21 protein-coding genes are annotated in these 20,652 nt (G+C 50.3%); 2 read left to right on the forward strand and 19 right to left on the reverse strand.

Features of this window, described 5'->3' with window-relative positions; genetic code table 11:
• Window positions 1–64 precede the first annotated feature (64 nt).
• From KRX19_01135 to KRX19_01220, 18 genes are all read right to left on the reverse strand, one after another.
• The gene (locus KRX19_01135; GenBank protein MBV7433613.1) at window positions 65–1,294 is read right to left on the reverse strand and encodes a beta-ketoacyl-ACP synthase; all 1,230 of its coding nucleotides are present in this window, start codon (window positions 1,292–1,294) and stop codon (window positions 65–67) included.
• A complete protein-coding gene (fabG, locus tag KRX19_01140; GenBank protein MBV7433614.1) occupies window positions 1,288–2,019 on the reverse strand; it encodes a 3-oxoacyl-ACP reductase FabG in 732 nt (243 codons plus the stop codon). Before fabG ends, KRX19_01135 begins: the two co-directional genes overlap by 7 nt.
• On the reverse strand, window positions 2,016–2,471 hold the full coding sequence (locus KRX19_01145; GenBank protein MBV7433615.1) for a thioester dehydrase: 456 nt from the start codon (window positions 2,469–2,471) through the stop codon (window positions 2,016–2,018). Before KRX19_01145 ends, fabG begins: the two co-directional genes overlap by 4 nt.
• Window positions 2,458–3,660, reverse strand: coding sequence for a beta-ketoacyl-ACP synthase (locus tag KRX19_01150; protein ID MBV7433616.1), 1,203 nt, complete (start codon window positions 3,658–3,660; stop codon window positions 2,458–2,460). Before KRX19_01150 ends, KRX19_01145 begins: the two co-directional genes overlap by 14 nt.
• Window positions 3,660–4,271: a hypothetical protein gene (locus KRX19_01155; GenBank protein ID MBV7433617.1), complete on the reverse strand. Its 612-nt coding sequence runs from the start codon at window positions 4,269–4,271 to the stop codon at window positions 3,660–3,662. Before KRX19_01155 ends, KRX19_01150 begins: the two co-directional genes overlap by 1 nt.
• Window positions 4,264–5,514, reverse strand: coding sequence for a tryptophan 7-halogenase (locus tag KRX19_01160; protein MBV7433618.1), 1,251 nt, complete (start codon window positions 5,512–5,514; stop codon window positions 4,264–4,266). Before KRX19_01160 ends, KRX19_01155 begins: the two co-directional genes overlap by 8 nt.
• Window positions 5,515–5,546: 32 nt before the next feature.
• A complete protein-coding gene (locus KRX19_01165; GenBank protein MBV7433619.1) occupies window positions 5,547–7,862 on the reverse strand; it encodes a hypothetical protein in 2,316 nt (771 codons plus the stop codon).
• 5 nt (window positions 7,863–7,867) lie between these two features.
• Window positions 7,868–8,443, reverse strand: a complete 576-nt coding sequence (locus tag KRX19_01170; protein MBV7433620.1) for an outer membrane lipoprotein carrier protein LolA — start codon at window positions 8,441–8,443, stop codon at window positions 7,868–7,870.
• Window positions 8,436–8,804, reverse strand: a complete 369-nt coding sequence (locus KRX19_01175) for an acyl-CoA thioesterase (protein ID MBV7433621.1) — start codon at window positions 8,802–8,804, stop codon at window positions 8,436–8,438. Before KRX19_01175 ends, KRX19_01170 begins: the two co-directional genes overlap by 8 nt.
• Before the next feature lie 55 nt (window positions 8,805–8,859).
• The gene (locus KRX19_01180) at window positions 8,860–9,810 is read right to left on the reverse strand and encodes a glycosyl transferase family 2 (GenBank protein MBV7433622.1); all 951 of its coding nucleotides are present in this window, start codon (window positions 9,808–9,810) and stop codon (window positions 8,860–8,862) included.
• Window positions 9,795–10,511 (reverse strand): glycosyltransferase family 2 protein, encoded by a 717-nt coding sequence (locus KRX19_01185; protein ID MBV7433623.1) that lies wholly within the window; start codon window positions 10,509–10,511, stop codon window positions 9,795–9,797. The genes KRX19_01180 and KRX19_01185 overlap by 16 nt, the downstream gene beginning before the upstream one ends.
• Entirely contained in the window at window positions 10,507–12,111 is a 1,605-nt protein-coding gene (locus KRX19_01190) for an AMP-binding protein (GenBank protein MBV7433624.1), read from the reverse strand. The genes KRX19_01185 and KRX19_01190 overlap by 5 nt, the downstream gene beginning before the upstream one ends.
• On the reverse strand, window positions 12,108–12,653 hold the full coding sequence (locus KRX19_01195; protein ID MBV7433625.1) for a hypothetical protein: 546 nt from the start codon (window positions 12,651–12,653) through the stop codon (window positions 12,108–12,110). Before KRX19_01195 ends, KRX19_01190 begins: the two co-directional genes overlap by 4 nt.
• Window positions 12,653–12,916 (reverse strand): acyl carrier protein, encoded by a 264-nt coding sequence (locus KRX19_01200; GenBank protein MBV7433626.1) that lies wholly within the window; start codon window positions 12,914–12,916, stop codon window positions 12,653–12,655. The genes KRX19_01195 and KRX19_01200 overlap by 1 nt, the downstream gene beginning before the upstream one ends.
• Window positions 12,913–13,182 carry an acyl carrier protein gene (locus tag KRX19_01205; GenBank protein ID MBV7433627.1) on the reverse strand — a complete coding sequence of 90 codons (270 nt, stop codon included), beginning with the start codon at window positions 13,180–13,182 and terminating at the stop codon, window positions 12,913–12,915. The genes KRX19_01200 and KRX19_01205 overlap by 4 nt, the downstream gene beginning before the upstream one ends.
• On the reverse strand, window positions 13,163–13,933 hold the full coding sequence (locus tag KRX19_01210; protein MBV7433628.1) for a 1-acyl-sn-glycerol-3-phosphate acyltransferase: 771 nt from the start codon (window positions 13,931–13,933) through the stop codon (window positions 13,163–13,165). Before KRX19_01210 ends, KRX19_01205 begins: the two co-directional genes overlap by 20 nt.
• Window positions 13,930–14,652, reverse strand: a complete 723-nt coding sequence (locus KRX19_01215; protein ID MBV7433629.1) for a beta-ketoacyl synthase chain length factor — start codon at window positions 14,650–14,652, stop codon at window positions 13,930–13,932. The genes KRX19_01210 and KRX19_01215 overlap by 4 nt, the downstream gene beginning before the upstream one ends.
• A gap of 66 nt (window positions 14,653–14,718) precedes the next feature.
• On the reverse strand, window positions 14,719–17,256 hold the full coding sequence (locus tag KRX19_01220; GenBank protein MBV7433630.1) for a mechanosensitive ion channel: 2,538 nt from the start codon (window positions 17,254–17,256) through the stop codon (window positions 14,719–14,721).
• A 239-nt stretch (window positions 17,257–17,495) separates the two neighbouring features.
• On the opposite strand from KRX19_01220, the gene sstT reads away from it, so the two are divergent.
• Window positions 17,496–18,704 (forward strand): serine/threonine transporter SstT, encoded by a 1,209-nt coding sequence (gene sstT, locus KRX19_01225; GenBank protein MBV7433631.1) that lies wholly within the window; start codon window positions 17,496–17,498, stop codon window positions 18,702–18,704.
• 64 nt (window positions 18,705–18,768) lie between these two features.
• Window positions 18,769–20,049 carry an MHS family MFS transporter gene (locus tag KRX19_01230; GenBank protein MBV7433632.1) on the forward strand — a complete coding sequence of 427 codons (1,281 nt, stop codon included), beginning with the start codon at window positions 18,769–18,771 and terminating at the stop codon, window positions 20,047–20,049.
• 61 nt (window positions 20,050–20,110) lie between these two features.
• On the opposite strand, the gene KRX19_01235 is transcribed toward KRX19_01230, so the two are convergent.
• Complete coding sequence (locus KRX19_01235; protein MBV7433633.1) at window positions 20,111–20,644, reverse strand: hypothetical protein; 534 nt, start codon at window positions 20,642–20,644, stop codon at window positions 20,111–20,113.
• Window positions 20,645–20,652 lie beyond the last annotated feature (8 nt).

Genomic DNA, 20,652 nt, shown 5'->3' on the forward strand with positions numbered 1-20,652 from the left:
AACTGCGCTTTTTCCTTAACTGCATCTTTATCACTCTTTAATATCAGCGTTTTGCAGTCATATACTAATCGTGCCAACGTTTGAATATCAACGAAGCATTCACGCCGCCAAAGGCAAAGTTATTACTCATAACGTAGTCAGTCGCAATAGCACGAGCTTCATCTTTGATGTAATCAAGGTCTCCACAGCGCGGATCGACGGTGCTTAAATTAATGGTAGGCATAAATAGCTCTTCACGCATCATCTCAATGGAAAACCATGCTTCCATGGCACCACAAGCACCCAGCGTGTGACCAAAATAGCTTTTTTGGGATGATATAGGCGTCTTGGGTAACAACGCTGCCGTCGCACGGGTTTCAGCAATATCACCCTGCTCTGTCGCTGTCCCATGGCCATTAACATAGCCTATATCCTTTGCTTCCAATCCTGCATTGGCAAGTGCCAACGCCATACAGCGCTGCATTGTTGCTGCTTCTGGTCGTGTCACGTGTGTGCCATCAGCATTGCTACCAAAGCCAATCAGCTCGGCATAAATCGTCGCACCACGAGCTTCAGCGTGGGCTAGCGATTCAAGCACCAAAAATGCACCGCCTTCACCAATCACCAAGCCATCTCGCTCTCTGTCATAAGGTGCGGGGCTGGTTTTGGGCGCTCCATTGTGCTGACTGGTTGCGTACAACGCATCAAAGACATACGCCTCAGAAGCACACAACTCTTCTCCACCACCGGCAAGCATAGTATCAATATAGCCGTGCCTGATTGCCTCAGCTGCATAGCCAATCGCCTGTGTAGCAGAAGCACAAGCGCACGATGTAGGGATAATCCGACCGGTTAGTCCATAAAATATAGCTACATTCGCCGCTGTAGTATGCGGCATCATGCGGATGTAAGTATTGGCATTAAAGCGCCCTGATTCACCGCGCTCAACCATTTCTGAAAGCGCAAAAATGTCTGGTGTAGAGCCTGCCGAGGAGCCTGCCGCGACGCCCATTCTGCCGTCTTTAATGGCATCATCGCCATATAAGCCCGCCATTTTGAGCGCATTACCCGCCGCTTCAACGCAAAACTGAGACACCCGCCCCAAGCTGCGCAATTGCTTTCGCGTCCAATCTGCTGGTGGCTTGTAGTCCACGACTGGTGCACCAAGGCGAGTATCGAGATGCTGGTGCTTATCCCACTCATTCATATAGATAACAGCATTTTCATAACGCAGCATTCGCGCACGAATATCAGCCCAATCCTGGCCAAAGGCCGTCACACCGCCCATACCGGTCACTACTACACGATTTAGCATAAGCCACCATTCACCGCGATTACCTGCCGAGTAATATAGGCCGCATCATCACCAAGCAAAAATGACACCGTGGCTGCCACTTCCTCGGCCGTGCCCATACGCTTAATCGGCATGGATTTGAGTATTTCCTCAACCGGCACATGCTCATCAACCATATCGCTCTCTATCAGGCCCGGAGCCACGCAGTTAACCGTAATTTTGCGCTTGCCCAGCTCAATCGCCAATGCTTTAGCCGCACCAATCAAGCCCGCCTTTGAAGCACTATAATTAACCTGACCGCGATTTCCGACCAAGCCAGAGACCGAGGCCATACAAACGATCCTACCCGCTTTGCGCCGCCTGATCATCGGCATAACCAATGGATGCAATACATTAAAAAATCCGTCGAGATTGGTGCGTAAGACACTGTCCCAATCGTCTTCACTAAATGCAGGGAAAGCATTATCACGCGTCAAGCCGGCATTGAGAACAACCCCATAATATGCGCCGTGCTCAGCAACATCTGCTTCCAGAGCTGCACGACTGGCCTCACGATCAGATACGTCAAACTGCAATACGCGGCTTTCGCGACCCAGTGCTACTATTTCCGCGGCGACTTGCTCCGCAGCATCACGACGACTGTGGCAATGCACCACAACATCAAAACCATCACGAGCAGCACGCAGTGCAATCGCACGACCAATACCTCGGCTCGAACCAGTCACCAATACAGTGCGTTCACTCACTCACTTTCTCCCATCATTTCTTCAATATTTGGCGGACTGTACACATTAATAGCCGCCTCAGCCAATACCGTTTCGCCAGTATCGAGCAAAGTACAATCGTAAACAGCAAAACCGTTAGCATCAATCATTGACTCTTTCACCGCCACCCGCACCTGGCAAGGCAGAGGCAATGCTGCAACATGCGCATTAAAGCGGCGTGTGCCCAACAAAAAGCCCAAACGCACCGGCTCACCGGCTTCTTGTGCACGCACACCAGCTAAGGCTGCAATACCTTGTGCCAAGACTTCCAACACAGCCCATGTAGGTAGGACGCCATTTTCAGCAAACAGATTATCTTCGCGTAAATCAGCCTCTCCATTGAGCCAGTCTTCACCGTAATCCAGCACACGATCCAGCATCACCATACGGCCACTTTGAGGCAACAGCGGCGCTGCCGGTTCAATTATCATCATCCACCTCTATCATCAGCGCGGCATTACTGCCCCCAAATGCAAATGAGTTACTTAATACCCGTCGCTGGCCACCAGCCAAAAATGTATCAGCACCCGCCAATGTAATATTTGCCAACTCAGGATCAAGTGCGTAGCCTTGCGCAGGAACGCGGCCTGCGGGATTATAACGGCGATCGACTACCAAATAAGCCAATGCAGCCTCAATAGCACCTGCCGCACCAAGGCAGTGCCCGGTTCGTGATTTAGTCGAGGTCACGGGGACGCGCGTACCAAACAACGCATTAATTGCCTTTGCTTCCATAGCATCGTTTGCCTCAGTACCCGTACCATGCGCATTAATCCAGCCAACCTCTGCGGCATCACAACGGCTACGGCGCAATGCTTCTTGCATCACAGCAATCGCGCCAGCACCATCAGGGCGAGGAGTGGACATATGATAAGCATCGCTACCAATGCCATAACCATTCAAGCATACATGTCCTTCTACAGACTCACGAGTAACGATGAAAACCGCTGCACCTTCACCAATATTAATGCCATCACGGCTTGCAGAGAAAGGCTGGCAAGGCGCAGAGGATAAAACTGACAAGCTATCAAACCCATTCAGGGTAAAGCGCGATAGCGTATCAACACCGCCACAAATAACCGCATCAACCACGCCACTGCACAATAATCGCGCCGCTGAAATCAGCACCTTTGCGCCCGAGGTGCATGCCGTTGAAATAGAGTAGCGAGGAGCAGTCAAACCATAGCGCCACGCCGTATATTCAGCTGGCGAGGCAAGCTGCTGCTTCTCTTGGTCGTAGCCACTTTGCGCCCACGCCTCACCCGCGACAACGCTGCGAAATGCCGCTTCATTTTCATCACTTCCGGAAGTAGAAGTACCCATAACCACAGCCACTCGTGACGAACCATATCGTGCCACGACGCCTTGCAGCAGCGCATCAATCTGGCGCAAGGCATTTTCCAGCAAAGCATTATTACGGCTTTGCAGCCATACCGGCGTTTCATCGGGTAAAGAGAAAGGTAACCCGGCTTTGCCTACAGTAATAGATCGTGCCGTATCCCCCATCCATCCGCTTTCACATACCAGCGTTGGGGTATCTGAAAATAACGCCGCAACCGTTTCTTCAGCGCCATACCCTAAAGCACTGACCATACCCGGGGTGCTTAAATATATTTTCGTCATCAATCCAATATCCGTATCTGATAGCGCGACTGCATAGGATAAAGGTTGAGCGTCGCATCACTACATTGCTGCCAATCAACTTTATCAACGTTTTTCGGAGGCTGTTGTTCCTGATCACCAGACGAACAGTCATATGAAAACTGAGGGTAAACCTCTTCTTGTGCACTACCTTTCTGCGCAACAAGCACAAATGTAACCGCCTCAGCATCCTCAGAGGACGGCAAAATTTGCAACGCAGGAAATACCTGCTGACGCGCCTGTCCATCAAGCGACAAAGCAGCCAACGCATTAAATAATGGCAGAGCGGCCTTATTCGCCGGCAACAAACCATCTTTCTGCCATGTACCGTCGTGCAACATCTTTCGAGCCAGCGGCATACCCAATGCATCCGTCCATAACCAACGCCAATCCCCACCATCAGGCGCAGCAACGACCATTGTCGGCGCACCCGGTGCACCGTCTGGCGTTACCTCATTAACCTGCCAGCGCAACAATTGCGGCGTGGGCTGTGCTGAAGGCCGCAATTTAGGCTGTATAGCGCAGCCGCCCAATAGTACCGCAGCCAAAATGGCGGCAGAAAGAATACCCCGTGGATTAATTGGTCTACGCATTAGGTGCAAACCCGTATTCTCGTACAACGTCACTGATCATATTTAATCGCCGCTCCGGTTCGCAAACAAAAGGATTACGCCGATCCCAAGCATAACCTGCCAAAATTGCACTGATATAGCGTTTCATACTCGGATTATCATGACTGCTGTAAATCACATCCTGAAAACGCCCGTCGTACCACGCTTGAACATAAGTCTGAAATACACGAACGCCATAAAGCACTTCATCGGCAAATTCTCGCTGCCAGTCTGTTGGTTCTCCGCGCAGCTCACGATCGACCAAATTAGCCGCCAACTGCGCAGAATGCAGCGCGATAGTGACGCCTGATGAAAACACCGGATCGAGAAACTCGGCCGCATTGCCAAGCAAAGCAAAGCGCTTCCCATACAGCGTTTTCACACTGGCTGAAAAGTGGCTAAATGCACGCACCGGCACGCCAATATCCCACTCCGCATCGCTCAATATACGCTGTAAAAACGGCACTTCTGCTACCGCGCCTTGCAACTGTGCCAATGGGTCTGAATCATCCATTTGCTCCGGCCTGCCGATCACCCCAATCGATGCCGTACCATCCGAAAATGGAATCAACCACATCCAGCGGTCTCGAGCATTGGCAAGCGTCGCGATCGTAATCATATTGCGGTCATAATCTGTGGCGCTAATGTGGTCGCGCAGGTGAGTGGCAAAGACCTTGCGCGGCGGCAACGAAGAAGGTGTTTCAAGGTCTAGAAGGCGAGCCAATACTCGGCCATAGCCACTTGCATCAAGAACAAATCGGGCGTTTAGCGTATACGCCTCGCCTGAGGCCTCATCGCGAACAGACAGTTCTGCACCATTTTCATCCTCAACAAATCCAGTCACCGACTGGCCATAGCGTACTTCCGCGCCCTGCGCCACTGCGCCATCAATCAGCAGCTGATCGAACTCCGCACGCTTGACCTCAAAAATATCGCCATTTTCGCCGCTGGCATTATCGCGAAAATCAATCCGCGCCGCGTGCTCACGCCAAGTAAAAAAAGCGCCGTACTTGCGCTGAAATCCGGCTCTGCGTACTGCTTCGCCCAACCCTGCGGCATCAAGTACCGACATCATCGCTGGCAGCAGACTTTCTCCGATCACAAAGCGGGGAAAATGTGCACGCTCCAACACCATTACCGACCAACCTTGGCGCACCAATAATGCTGCAGCAACTGCCCCTGCAGGACCTGCACCAATGATCAATATATCTGCATCATGCTTCATGGCTTCTTCCGAGCGCTATAAAACGCGCTATATTAACAAACATTATTCTTTTCCCCCAGCGCCAGCGCGGCGATCAGTGCAGAAAACCCGACGCCAAATGCCACGGCACTACCAAAGCCGGCAACCACAGGTGTACTTGAAAATGCCAACAGCCCAAAAGTCAGGATAGTGGTCAGCAAAGCAAGCGCCATCCCCGCCAACCGTGGCAATACATCACCATCTTCACTAAAGGCATATACTGCGTAATCCACACCTATTGCCATCACCAAAAGCAACCCGAAAACGGCAAATGCCGATAACGACATCCCCAACCACCCTAGCATTGCCACAGCCAGGATAACGCCTGCCAATGGCACAGCGAGCATACGCAAGCCATTGCGCAAACCGTATAACCACATAAGCAACAGCGCAGCCAACAACAACGATGCCATTTTCAATATAACCGCCAACTGCCGGGTGTGATCAAACCCATCGCTGACCTGCATCCGTGGGCTAACAAAGTGCACCCCTTCTATCGCGTCAGCCTGTCTTGCCAAAGCAGCCAAATCATTGACTCCGGATAATCTGACCCATGCCGCAACTCGCCCATCCGGCTGACTGCCAAGGTATAAATCCCGCCACGGCTCGGCGAGAGGAGACTCCATTGCATCCGCCAGTGTCATGGGTTGTACCACCGCAGCTTGTGCCAAAGCAGCATCAATTGCCTGCCGCTCAATGCCGACCTGCTGAAGCGCAGACCATATATCCGTACCAATCTGTTGTTGCAAAGCTTGGGCTGTCTCTTGCTGCTGCGCCGTAGTCACGCCCCAATCCCCTATACTGGCAAAGTCTTCAAGCTTGCCCTGCACTCGCAGCGTATTTAAAGCATCCCTCAATGCAATATTGCGCACAATCAATTGATCATCAGTATCCGCATCAATCAGAAAAAACTCTCCGGCAAATGCATTACCGCTGATGTGCTGCACCGCTTGCATATCAGCAAGCAATTCAGGATCAAGCCGCACCCAATTGCGGATATCTTCCTGCCAATGCACTTGCGCCCAGCCACCAAGCACAAAAATTGTAATCAGCAACCAAGACCAAGGTCGCTTCAACCCTCTACGCAAAGATTGGAGTGCACGCAAAAGCGCACCTAATCTCCGCTGCACTGGCTGGCTCGCACCATTGCGGTAACGCGCAAAAAGGCCAGGTAATAAGGTAAAGGTGATGGCAACCGAGACGGTCAAAGCAACCAGTGCATATACCGCCGTCTGGCGCAGTACCGGCAGAGGCGTAAACAGCAGCATCAAATAACCGAGTAAAGTGACGCCTGTACTGACCAAAAAAGGCTTGCGCAGTCGCTGCATGGCTGCATGTGGCTGCCAGTCAGGCTGTACTTTCGCTTTTCCAAGCCAATGCAACGGTACATCGAGCAACAAGCCCACAAGGCTGCTACCAATCAATAACGTCATAATATGAATACCGCCAAATACTGCGATCACCACTGCGATACCGGCAAGTAAGCCGCACATAACCGGCAGCAATAGCCACAAAACCAACCAGCGGCGAAATATCAGCGCAAACAGTGCAATTGTCATCCCGATACTACACAACGATAGCCACTTCCCTTCACTGCGCCCCTGTTCAGCGGCAGTAGCATTGAGTAGCGCCGGTGCAGCAACATGCAACGCAGCGCCCTGTTCTTTCATGAGACGGCGGCTATTATCGATCAACTCCGGTAATGCTTGTGGTGCAGCGGTAATTCCATCAAAACTGCGTAACCGGGCACGAACAAGTAACCAATACTTATCGTCCTCAGTCGTAGATAAACTGCCATCAAGATAATCGGCCTGCATCTGCCCGGCATCAGGTGGCTGATAAAAACGGCTAAACCCAAGCACATCCTGCGACGGAGGCAACAAGCTTGAAATAAATGGGTTAAGCAAATCATTAGCGCGTTGCGCAACATAATCACGAGGCGCTTCAATGAGCTGCACTCGTGCATCAGGGGAGAGTAAATAACTACCCATCTGCATCGCCGCTAACCGCAACGCAGTAATATCAGTACCGTACTGCCACATCACTTCCGCAAACAACCCGCTGTTTTGCCATTGTTCGCGTAGTGTTTGTGCTGCATGTTTCGCATCTGCAGCATTATTAGCGCCAACCAAGGCAATCACATTGCGATCATTTTCTTGCTGGCGCTGCTGGAGTGCAGTACGAGTCAGCGCATCATGGCGCGCATCTTCTGGCAATAACCACTGCATGTCGCTCTGCAACACGCCACGCCCATACCATGCCAATTCACCGCCAACTACCCCCGCCAGCAGTAAAAGCAGCGATAGCGCAATTAGGCGTGCATATTTCACGCTTGTTATGGCCGCATACGTGGATCGTCAGGTAAACCACGTGTGACATCGCTAAAATGCAATTCACTACGATCGCCCTGTGCTTCACTGATATCAATCTCGCGAATAATTTGATCGCCACGGACGACAATTTTTTCCAACACCTGCTGCAGCGTCGAATATTTCGGTATCAAGGTAAGCGTCCAGCCATCAATATCACCTTGCGCTTCCAAGGTAAATCCTGATTCCAGCTCATCCCAATCACCACCGAGCAAACTCAAAAACAAGCGTACTTGCGTATTGCCCGCCTGCTGGCTCATGTCTTGCCAACGCCCATTCTGCCATTGCAGCACACCGCGGGGTGATACTTTGAGCAACGCGACAAATGGCTTTTGTGGTGCCCACCACAACCCTTGCTCCGCACTGATCGCAAAGTTACCACTGCTTTCCAGCGGCTCACTCATACCGCGCAAATAACGCAATTGCGTAAAATCGCCGTGAATTTGCGGATTATTTTGCAGTTGTACAGCAATGTCTTTCGGGGTAATGGCTGCGGCACCAAGTGCCCACAATAACGAACAAATAGCGAGTAATTTACGCATTTTGATTCTCCAAATAAGCATGGATTTTCTCTTGCCACACTTTAGGGGTTTGAAATTGGGTTTCCTGATCAGCAAGCCGAATGGCCGCCTGCATGGTAGAGGCTCTGGTCAAGCATGCACCGGCCTCATTGATAATTTCATAATCGAGCTTGAGTGAGGACTCATATTCACGCAGATATACGCGCACCAAAACTTGCTCACCAAAGCGCGCTGAACTCAAATACTTGACCTGCAGCTGGACGATCGGCCACACATAGCCATCATCTCTCATATCCAGATAGGTATAGCCCAGATCTTCAAGCCATGCACACCGCGCTTCTTCAAGGTATTTCACATAATGACCGTGCCACACAACCTGCATTGCATCGACATCAAAAAAAGGCACTGTAAGGTGATGAACCCAAACCAGCGGAAAATTATTTTTTTTCATGTTCATCCTGCCAAAAATCGTAAAAATTGAACCACTGCAATGGTGCCTTGGCGCAGTAATCGGCCAATAATCTGGCGTAATCAGCTACCGCACCTGTTATCACGTCCTGACGATTGGCGCGCGTCCATGACAGTTCATCGCGAAAGCGCTCAATATAGAGATGATAATACCCATTTTCTTTCAAACAAAACAGTGTATTGACCGGCACATGCAATAACCCCGCCAACAGCCACGGCCCTTGTGCAAACAGTGCACTGTCGCCAAGAAATGGCGCGCTCACGGTCTTCTCGCCACGCACCGGAATTCGGTCTGCAGCGATCGCCAACCACTCACCATCCTCAATACGCTGATTGAGCTGCAGCATCGTCGCCGCATCCAACTCATTGACCTGAATCACACGCACATCATCCGCGCCGGCCTGCCGCAAAGCACGGTTGAAATCTTCTGCATGGCGGCTGTGCATCAACACATTGAGGCGAAAATCTCGCCATTCAGCACTCAACGCACGTGTAATTTCAACGTTGCCGAGGTGCGAGCACAGTAAAATTTGTCCACGCGTACCCGCAACTGGATAATGCATGGTTTGCTCTATACCGGATGGACAATGAAAGACCAGCTGTTCCATGCCAATTTTGCGCTGCCAAACGGCAAAGCGATCACTGATTGCCTCGGCGAATGTCGTGAACTGCTGAAAGACAGGCGCACGCTGCGGTAAAACCTCATCACCGTAACAAGCGCGTAGCCGCCGTTGATAACGCGCTGCATTGCGCCGCGCTGTTTTACTCGTAATATAGAAATAAGTTGCGACGACATATACCGCTATACGCACCAGCCACCTTGGGCAATAGCGCACCATCCATATCGTGACCTGCAAGAAAAAGCGGCTGCCACGCTCTTGTTGCGCAGCCCAGTGCTGCTGCTTCAGGCGCGACGCCATATGCGTCTCCACAGCCTGACGAAGAACAGGCGTGCGTGCATTGCGCTAATATGCAAGTTGTCCTTGAGCATATAAAAATGCGATACACCATCTTCGGCATAAGCAACGGACGTATCAAGCCACTCCATGGGCACGCCTTCCCAATGCAACCGCACGAGGATTTCCGTATCAAAATCCATGCGATCACCGAGATACACACTATTGATCAGCGCAACTGTTCGCGCCAAAGGATAGATGCGGAAGCCGCACATACCATCCGCAATTTCATTACTACCCGTATTGATACGGATCCAAAAGTTAGTAATTTCACGACCGTAGCGCCGTGATTTCGGCGCATCTTCATCATAAATTGGCCGACCGCAGATCACAGTCTGTGGTGATTGCTCGGCTGCTGCAATAAAGCGTGGAATATCAGCAAAGCAGTGCTGGCGATCAGCATCAATCTGCAATGCATGGCTATAGCCTGCTGCTGCCGCTGCGCGTAGCGCATCTTTCACTGCCGCACCTTTTCCGCCATTTTCTGCACGGCGAATCAAGGTAACACCTTCTATTTGCGCGAGCTCTGCCAATGCTGCTTCGGACTGCTCGCCTGAACCATCATCGACGACAATACAAGGCAAGCCCAAAGCGCGTAAATCATGCGCTGTGGCGACAATCGTCTGTTCATGGCGGTAATGCGGAATAACCGCAACGGTTTTAATCATTGATCACCAACCTGCCGGATGCAAACACACCCTGCTCATTTTCGCACGTGAACTGCAGTTTATTGCGTGCTGCATTCCATACGATAACAATATCCACTGGATCATAGGGACGCAACAGCTTGCGAAATTTAAGGTTTTCCATCTGCTGCATATTGATATCACGCTGTAGCCACTGCTTGGCCAAAGCGGATACCCATTTCAACTCGACGACGCCCGGAACAATCCCGCAGTGCGTAAAATGCCCTCGCACATCGAGTAAGTCCAATGGTACACGCCCACGATAATGCACCTTCTTTTCATCCTGTGCCACGCAAGTCCACTCAGGTTCACGCGGTGCGTCCAGTATTGCCGCCGTCACTTGGTCATGTGATAGCTTGGATTGAGCATTGCGTGGCAATGCCGCCTCAAAGCGCCAGTACCGTGGCACTGCAACGCGCGGCTGATCTGCTGCGACCAATGCACGTAGCTGTTCAGCAATGGCTTTACGTCCTTGTTGACGCAAAGCTTTAATACCATTTTGATTGAGCGCCACCCATGCAAATAAACGCTCATGCTGCGGATGCACAGCCAAATGCACATCACCAACCTCTGGTGCAGCCGCAATCAACTCAGCAACCAGCCCCAAATCAATACGCTTATCAGCCAGCTTAATGATGCTGTCCCTGCGACCTTTAATCATAAAGCCACCACCATCACATGCTTGCAAGCGATCATTGAGCACCATATTTCCTGTTAACCAAGGGGCGCTGATCTGCGTCTGATCATCATTGATAGCAGCACTTACAGCCGGCAACCAATGAAAAACATCTTTTTGCCGACAAGCAATCGCGCCCGTTTCACTACTGCCGTATATATCAAATACTACTGTATCAAGCACCTGCTCGATAGTTTGCTTGAGTTCGACCGGCAACTTGCCGCCTGCACTCAAAATTCCCCCGACACGACCACGCCACTGTGAAAAATCGCACTGTTCGGCAAGGTGATGTAAAAACGTCGGGCTACTTACCCACCAAATACCTTGAATGCTGCCGGCAAGCATGGCTTCGGGCATTTCATAGACCAGAGGCTCAACCTGCCAACCATGCAGTAGCGGAAGAAGCGCATGAAAAATCAAACCATAGCGATGTTGCAAGCTGGCGCTACTACGTATCTCCGGCACCTGTGCCGGGAATAATGCCGCACAAGCAGCCGCTTCCTCAAATAGCGCCTCTAAAGTGACCGTTAAGCTTTTTGCCGCACCTGTCGATCCGGAGCTCATTAGTACAACGTCACCACCGCGTAGCGTCAGCTGCTCTATCGGCATCTTGGCTGGTCGCGCATAGGGCTTAGTCGCAAGTTTGACATCATCGCCATACCAAACATCGCATTGACCATCACACCATGCGATTGTCTTGGCGGCTGTCGTTGACGGAAGCAACACACGACAACCAGCCAAAGCAGCAGCGCTCAAGGCCAGCTGCATATCTAACGCGTTACGCGTATATACAGCGACAGTATTAGCGTTCATGTGGAGCAGGCTTGCCGCCAAGGCGCGCGCCTGCGTTGCAAAACCGTCACTGCCTGTAAGTATCTGTTGTAATTGTGCCCAGCCGTTCATATGTTCTTTTTAATCATCCATTGCCGATAAACCCATTCTCCCCCCAGCAGTATCCCCATCAATATATATGAGATGAGGCCTGTATATAACGTCCACCAACGCATATTGCCCTGAGCAATCAACACTGCAATCAAGCCAGCATTGAAGATGAAAAAGCCGCACCAAATACGCGTAACATTGCGCAAATACGGTAAGGCCTCTGCAGGTAAATCAGGGTGTCTCAGGCGGGCAAAACGCTCAACCATTGGTTTACCATGCCACAAGCTACTTGCAAACAATGCCAGCATCAAAATATTGACTGCAAATGGATACCAAACCAGCCATTGCCCTTGTCGCGCAAATGCAGCCAAGATAAACAAGCCAGCCAATACGATACTGATAGAGCGCATGACATCGCGCGATATCACCGCACGCAAAAGCCATAAGCAGGCCATGCAAATTGCAAGCAGTTTTAATGCAGCAGTATCACCTTGCCACCACCACCATAAAAATGGATAAACAACGCTTCCGATACTGACTGCCAGAGATAAGAGTAAACGCATTATGCGTCTTGCGTGCCATCCTGTTGTTTGGCATAAACGGCGTCTACGATGTCGCCAATCGTGCGAAGGTTACGAAAATCTTCTGCTTGAAGTTTATAGCCTGTCTGGCGGCGAATGTGGTCAATCAAATCGATTGCATCAATACTGTCGATATCGAGCGACTCATAAAGATCAGCATCATTATTGATGTCTTCTGCTGGAATCTCAAATAACTCAACCAAAGTAGTTTTCAGAATATTGTAGATCTCTTCTTTGCTCATCATCCCTGCGTCCCTTTTTCTGCTTCAACCCATACCGCCAGTGTATTGACGCTTTCAAAGTGATGGCGCAACTTGCCCGCATCGCTTTCCATAGGTAAATTGTACGTTTTTTGCATGGCAAGCCCCAGCTCTAGTGCATCGACTGAATCCAGACCCAAGCCACTTTCATCAAACAGTGCAACATCATCACCGATCTCTGCTACTGTTATTTCCTCTAACCCAAGTCGATCAATGATGAGTTTTTTTATCTCATTTTTTAATGTGTCCATGACTAGCCTCCTCTTGAAAATAGTTAATCAACTCCCGGTTGAGTCGCCGTGCGGCTACCGGCAGTGGCTTTTCCGCAAGTAATACTTGCGGATCAATCACATCTGCAACCACGATATCATACTTATAAGTAGTTTCCGGAATGCGATACCAGGGTTCATCCTTACGAATACCGGCCGGCGTCATCTTCACCACGACCGGACGTATTTCACTTGCTGCACGCAAGCCGATACTGACTGCCGCACGGTTAAAATGAATAATGCCATCTGCTTTAGTGCGCGTTCCTTCCGGGAAAATCAACAATGTTTCACCAGATTGCAGCACCTTGGTCGCCGCTTCCAACGTCGCCTCATTTTCATTATTAGGGATATAGCCAGCAGCACGGATCAAACCGCCGAAAAACAGATTTTGTTGCAAGCTCTTCTTCACGATGCAATTGCTCTCGGGCACGGCTGAAATCAGCAATAACACATCCAACAACGACGGATGATTTGCAAGAATCAGCTGCCCAGGTTTTCCCAGCATCTCGGTACCGTGATAACGATAGTCGATAATCCCCGTCGCGCGGAGATAGGATAAAAACCACCGCCACGTTCTGGCAATTAGACGGCGAGCAGCCAGCTGTCGCGCTATACCTTTGTGTCTATAGAGCAGCAAAGGCAGCAGTGACTGAACCAATAACGCACCAATCCCAAAAACCGTATAACCTAAGCCAGTGAAAACAAGGCGGCGAAATTGCTTTAGATGCTTCAACGCTGCCGCCACGACCACACTCCGTTCATTGAGTTTGTCGCCCAGCTTTGATCGCCCCTACAAGTCGCCGCAATCCAGCCCAAAGCACTCCAGTATTTCCTGATATATGGATCAGCGCTATATTCATGGTTTGCAGAATATTCAAGCTGGTAATCATCACCAGCAGCAATTCGCAAAGCCAAAGCATAAGGAAATGGGGCACGTACAGTGTTAACGTCATAACCTTCAGCCAAAGGCTCCTCAACGACGACCAACACAACTTCCTCAGCGCCATCACCAAGCAACGTTACAGCTTCCAACAGCCCGGTTTCCAGCACTGCATCCATCGATGACACTGCTGTCATTTCAGCTGTGTTGCCATCGAACAATGACCATAGCCCTGACAGCGCATTATGCACCGCCAAGCCAAACGACATCGGCGACATAGCTGCTTCTTTAAAAAGCTGCGTCCATAAGGCGAAACTGCGATTGATTTCTCCGTCATGCGATGCAAAAACAATCGGCGTATCTTTTTCAATCTGCACACCATACAGCGCTGCAAACATCAATTTAGCTGGCAGGTTCAGCCTCCTGCGCTGCATAGCCGGAACGAAAGCAAGCGGTGGCGCTCCTTTGTTCTCGGGCAGCACGGATTGCTTTGCCCACGACTGCCAATCAGCAATATCGTGATGATAGGGCGAATAAGCCTGCCATGCGCGCAATGAAAAAGTCAGATGCAAAGGATATCTCTCTAGCCAATATTGGGCATGATTGTAGCTTGCGTTTGCACCTTTGCAAAATGTAATTTACAAGCTGCCGTCAACATCAGGCTGATTATTTTCCGAAGTACTGTTTTTCGAGATAATTGAGTTTTTGCTCTTTACCTCACTTTCTTTCCCACCACTTATGTCCGAAGGTAATTTTTTGGGCGTAGTCGTCACCGGTGGCAAATCCGTGATGCGCAAGTTTGCCGGAGGCGCGCTACCATCTTTAAGCTCTCCAAAATACAACGTGGTATGCGGATACGGAATTTCGATACCCGCGCGGTCAAAGTAAATTTTCACCAGGCGGTTATACGCACGTCCCACAGCCCACTGATCACCCGGCGTGGTCTTGATCAAGATGCGAATATTGACTGAGCTATCAGCTAACTCGGTAACACCGGATACCGTAATCGGCTCAAGTATTTTATGCTTGTGCTCTCCTTGTGCCAGCTCATCAAATGCTGCCTTGAGCTGCTCGACTGCTTCATCTATATCCTCATTGTAGCCAATACCATACTCACCTTTATGATAGGCATAGCCACGCATATAGTTTGATACGGTAGTCACATTAGAAAACGGAATAATGTGGTAAGTACCGGATACGTCACGCAGTGATACGGTACGAATACTAATGTGCTCAGCCGTACCGGTAATGCCGTCAACTGTGACCACATCACCCGTATTCATCGCATTTTCGATCTGGATAAAAATACCGGTGATGATGTCTTGCACCAACTTCTGCGAGCCAAAACCGATCGCCAAACCGAGCACCCCGGCACCAGCAATCAATGGCCCAATATTGACCCCAATCTGCGACAGCACCATCATGACGGTGATCACGCCAATAATCACCGCAAGTCCATTTTTAAACAGCGACAACAGCGTCTCGGCTCGCGCACTAGGCTTACCTGACCCCGTATCAGGGCTCAAGCGGTGTTCAATCATGCCAGCCGCTACCATCCATACCACGGCAGCAGCAATCAAGATAATACCTGCGCCAATCCACTTGTCAGCTAGCGCTCTACCCGTCTCAGAGGTCAGCCAACTGCCAAATGCAAACACATCCCACGACGACAACACGCCAAAGATGACAAACATCAAAATGATAAAGTGCGCCACCCTTAAAAACAGTGGGATATATGTGTTAATCCGCTTTTCAAAGCCTGGCATCATACGCTGCCAATCTTTTGGCAAGTTAATACGATGCCCAATAATCTGAGTGATCACACTCGATGCGAGCAATCCGCCACCAATAATCAAAATTGTATAAAGCGTTCCGCTCAGCACATAAGGTAAGCCATTATTTGCTTCCAGCAGCATTAACACCAAAAGCATCAGGAAATAAGCAACGGCAATCCAATGCCAAAATATTGATAAGAAGCCGAGGAAGACCCGCGCAGTTGCAGAACGAGCCTTGACACTTGCATCGTGCAAACTTTGCTTTACTTGCTTGCGATTACCCATCACCATCGTAACGCCATAAATAAAGGCGACTATGGCAATGACAGTAGCAACGGCCTGCCCCAACGCATAGCTTAAATAATGTGCAACGAGTGGCACAGCAACCAAATAACCATAGCCAATCAAATTGACCAAAGAACTGAGCCAGTGATACCAAGTACGCGCTGTCTCATCTTTACCCGGCAAAAAGCGAAGACCGCTATAAGTTTGATAAAACACCACGCGGATGCCAATTTTAAGCAGCTCTATCACGATAAACGCATTAATAAATAAAGATGCTTGGGTAGACATCGCCGCACGCTCACCGACGATATAAAGCGCCACGGCATTTGCCACAAAATAACTCACCGCCAATGCCAGCGCATCCAGCCCGCTAGCCGTTGATACACCGAGAAAGCGCCGCACGATCGGCTGATAGCGCCGCCCGTGTTTCACCCAAAAATCCAACCGCCCTTTAACTCGCTTGAGCAGCAGATAACGCAATGCCTGGTAAAGCAAAATGGCACTACAGATCACCAACGACAGATTCAATACAGCCGACCAAAAATAATCGCTATTAACACGGGACAGCAAGTTTGAATTCGTACTGAACAAACGCGTCAAAGCCCGCCAGTTCTGCTCCAGTTTTTTCCCAACACTGGTCGCAATACTCGTGCTTTTATCGGTAATCTTTTTTGGCAACGTAAAAACAGACACTACAGCCGCTTTGGTACTATTGGCAATCGTATTGATCGTCTCTTCCTCTTCAGCAGCTTTATCTACGTGCTTTTTCTTATCCGGATCACTATCCTCAGCCATCTCGACGAGTTTTGCTTCTGGATTAGCCGCTACAACCTCGCTATCCGCCTCTTTATTCTGTTCGTTGTGCGACTGCCCACGCTCCCCACTGAGCTGGCGCAGTTCGGCAATAAGCGCATCACGTTGCTGCGGATTTTCCAGCACATCGGCCAATGCTTTATAAGCTTCAGACTGCTCAGATTGACTAAAATGCTTACCATCCAAAGGTTGACTGTCACCAGAATTCACAGATGACTGAGTTGTTTGCTGTGCAAAAGCCGTCATCGTACCGAGCACCAGCAAAAGTGAAGCCCAGCACATACTTCGCCAAATACGTTTCATCGTCTCTACTCCAGTCATTGACCAAATGCGCAGATTGCGTGTAAAAGGCCGAATATTTTACACAATTCAATATCTTTTGCAGCACAATGAATACTTTTAAACATACCCATAAATTATTTCGCCACAACAGATAACACAGCTACAAAATCATGGTTTTAAAACGTTAAAATTTGTGCATGATCTGCTAAGATGTTTCTTTCTTAATTTTCACAACAAAAGGATTCTTCATGTCGTCCCTAATGCAGCGCTACATGCAAGGTAGCCTCGTCTTGCAGATTATCGTCGGGCTGATACTCGGTATCATATTTGCTCTGGTATGGCCAGAAGGTGCTGCGACAGTCGGCATCCTTGGCAGCCTATTCGTTAAAGCACTAAAATCGGTTGCTCCGGTGCTCGTCTTCATCCTCGTCGCACACGCTATCGCCCAGCACCGCGCAGGGCAACCAACCAATATTCGCGCCATCTTGCTGCTGTATGTGCTCGGAACATTTGCCGCTGCACTGGTCGCCGTGATCGCCAGCAATATCTGGCCTGTTGAACTCTCACTCAACATCCCGCAAGAAGACATTTCTCCACCCGGTGGGCTCGGTGTCGTCCTCACCACCTTGGCCTTTAACATGGTTGATAATCCGGTTAATGCCATTTTAAACGGTAACTACATCGGCATTCTCGTATGGGCTGCACTGATTGGCTTCACTTTGCGCCATATTGAAGGACCAAGCAAAACTGTGCTCAACGATGCCGCACACATCATCACCAAAATCGTTGGCTGGGTGATCCGTATGGCTCCAATTGGTATCTTTGGCCTGATCGCCTCGACCATCGCTGATACAGGGCTCAAAGAACTCGCTAACTACGCACACTTGCTCGCTATTTTGGTCGGAGCAATGGTCTTTGTCGCGCTGATCGTCAATCCATTTATTGTGTGGTGCAAAATCCGTCGCAACCCGTACCCACTCGTCTTCACCTGCTTGATGGAAAGCGGCATCACCGCCTTCTTTATGCGCAGTTCAGCAGCGAACATCCCAGTCAATATGCGCCTTGCGCACAAGCTCGGCTTGCAAGAAGAAACCTATAGCATCTCGATTCCACTCGGCGCGAGCATCAACATGGGCGGTGCTGCAATTACCATCACCATCATGACGCTTGCAACCACGCATACCATGGGCATAGAAGTACATTTTGTCACCGCGCTGCTCTTGTGCTTCCTTGCCACCCTCGGCGCCTGTGGTGCATCTGGCGTTCCGGGCGGTTCATTACTGCTCATACCCATGGCGTGCAGCCTGTTTGGGATTGACGACAGCGTCGCAGCACAAGTCGTTGGCATTGGTTTCATCATTGGCGTCTTGCAAGATAGCGCTGAAACCGCGCTTAACTCCTCGACCGACGTACTTTACACAGCCGCAGCAGACATCGCGGCAAAAAATAAAGCAACTAATAACGCTTAATACACCACCTCAACTGAAGCCGCACTACAACAGTGCGGCTTCATTGCTTCTACAGGATACCTAAATGACAAACAAAAAACTCACTCGCCGCGTCCTCATGGCGAGCCTTATCGGCAGCGCCATTGAATGGTTTGATTACTTCCTCTACGGCACCGTTGCCGCACTCGTATTCAGCGACCTATTCTTCCCCAGCGAAGATCCAGCGGTCGGCACTATGCTTGCCTACCTCTCTTTCGCCTTATCATTCTTTATTCGCCCATTTGGTGGCATTATTTTCAGCCACATTGGCGACAAAATCGGGCGCAAAAAAACGCTGGTTATGACCCTATCATTGATGGGCGGCGCAACTGTGCTCATGGGATTATTGCCAACCTATCAGGCTATCGGCATTGCTGCACCAATCATCATGGTCATCTTGCGCCTGATGCAAGGGCTTGGCATTGGTGGCGAATGGGGTGGCGCGATGTTGCTGGCTGTTGAATACGCACCAGCCGAGAAGCGCGGCTTCTTTGGCAGTATTCCGCAAACTGGCGTCACCATCGGCATGTTGCTTGCCACGCTTGCCCTCACTGTCATGTCACTCTTGCCGGATGACCAATTCATCAGCTGGGGCTGGCGCGTACCGTTTGTACTCAGTGCCGTGCTCGTCTTTGTCGGCCTGTGGATCCGCAAAGGCATCGACGAAACGCCAGCCTTCCGTGAAAACCGCGCCAAAGGCGACATCGCCAAAGTACCACTGTTCGAAACCCTGCGTACCCATCGTCGCGAAGTACTGATTGCCATCGGCGCAAAATTCGTCGAAACCGCGCCGTTTTACATCATGGCGGTATTCATCATCGGCTATGCAACCAAGAATCTGCATTTCACCCGCACCGAAACCTTCAATGCCGTGACGATTGCTGTGATCATCACCACATTCCTCATTCCACTGATGGGTAAATTATCGGACAAAGTCGGGCGTAAACCGGTCTATATCGGCGGCACCCTGATGATGATGGCCTACGCCTTCCCATACTTCTGGCTACTGCAAAGCGGCTCGTTCACCCTGCTGATCGTTGCCACAGTCATCGGCCTCGGCATCATCTGGGCACCGATTACGGCCGTCCTCGGCACCATGTTTTCAGAAATATTCAGCACCAACGTGCGCTACACCGGCATCACCCTCGGCTACCAGATTGGTGCAGCAGTTGCCGGCGGCACCGCGCCGTTGGTCGCAGAATTTCTGCTGCGTGAGTTTGACCAATCCTACGTACCAATCGCTGTATATATCATCTTCACCGGCATTATCTCGCTGATTGCTATTTACGCTGCGAGCCGCCTGCAAAGCAAAAACTTCGATTCATAAGCCCACAAAAAGCCCTGCAATCGCAGGGCTTTTGCTTTATGGTTGAATGGCTGTTTACTCTTTAAGCAATGTCATCGCTGGTAACTTCCTTCAGCGTATTCAAATCGGTTTTGAAATAGCTGTCGTGGACGGAGAAATACGCTGCGACATTCACACCGGTTTCTTCAACTGACTGCTTCCAGCAAGCGCAGAACCATTGCTCGAAAATGCGGCAGCGTTCGAGATGGTATGCGTCGAGCTCATCTTCCGCGTCGTCATCAAAATCATCGCTTTCTTCAAATGCGACCACGGCATCCCAAATGGGTTCCGGCATAAAGGCCGTCCATTCGCTGTCGGCATTGGCTTTACTGGCGACGGCTTTGGGTAGCGTTTCTACTTCGCTGATACGTTCTGCACCTTTACCCATCGCGCAAAAGGCCACATCGAGGTATTCGTAATCGTATTCAAAATGGAAATAGCTGACGTCATCACGGCTTTTGCCATCAATATAGGTGATGCCGCTATCGAGCAACAACGGCTTAAGGTCGGCAACCATTTGCGCAGTTGCGCTGTCGAGATAGGTTTGCAGTTCTTTGTTCAACTCAGCAAGATTCATGGTCATCC

The sequence above is a fragment of the Cardiobacteriaceae bacterium TAE3-ERU3 genome (assembly GCA_019218315.1).
In the GTDB taxonomy this organism is placed as follows: Bacteria; Pseudomonadota; Gammaproteobacteria; order Cardiobacteriales; family Cardiobacteriaceae; genus JAHUUI01.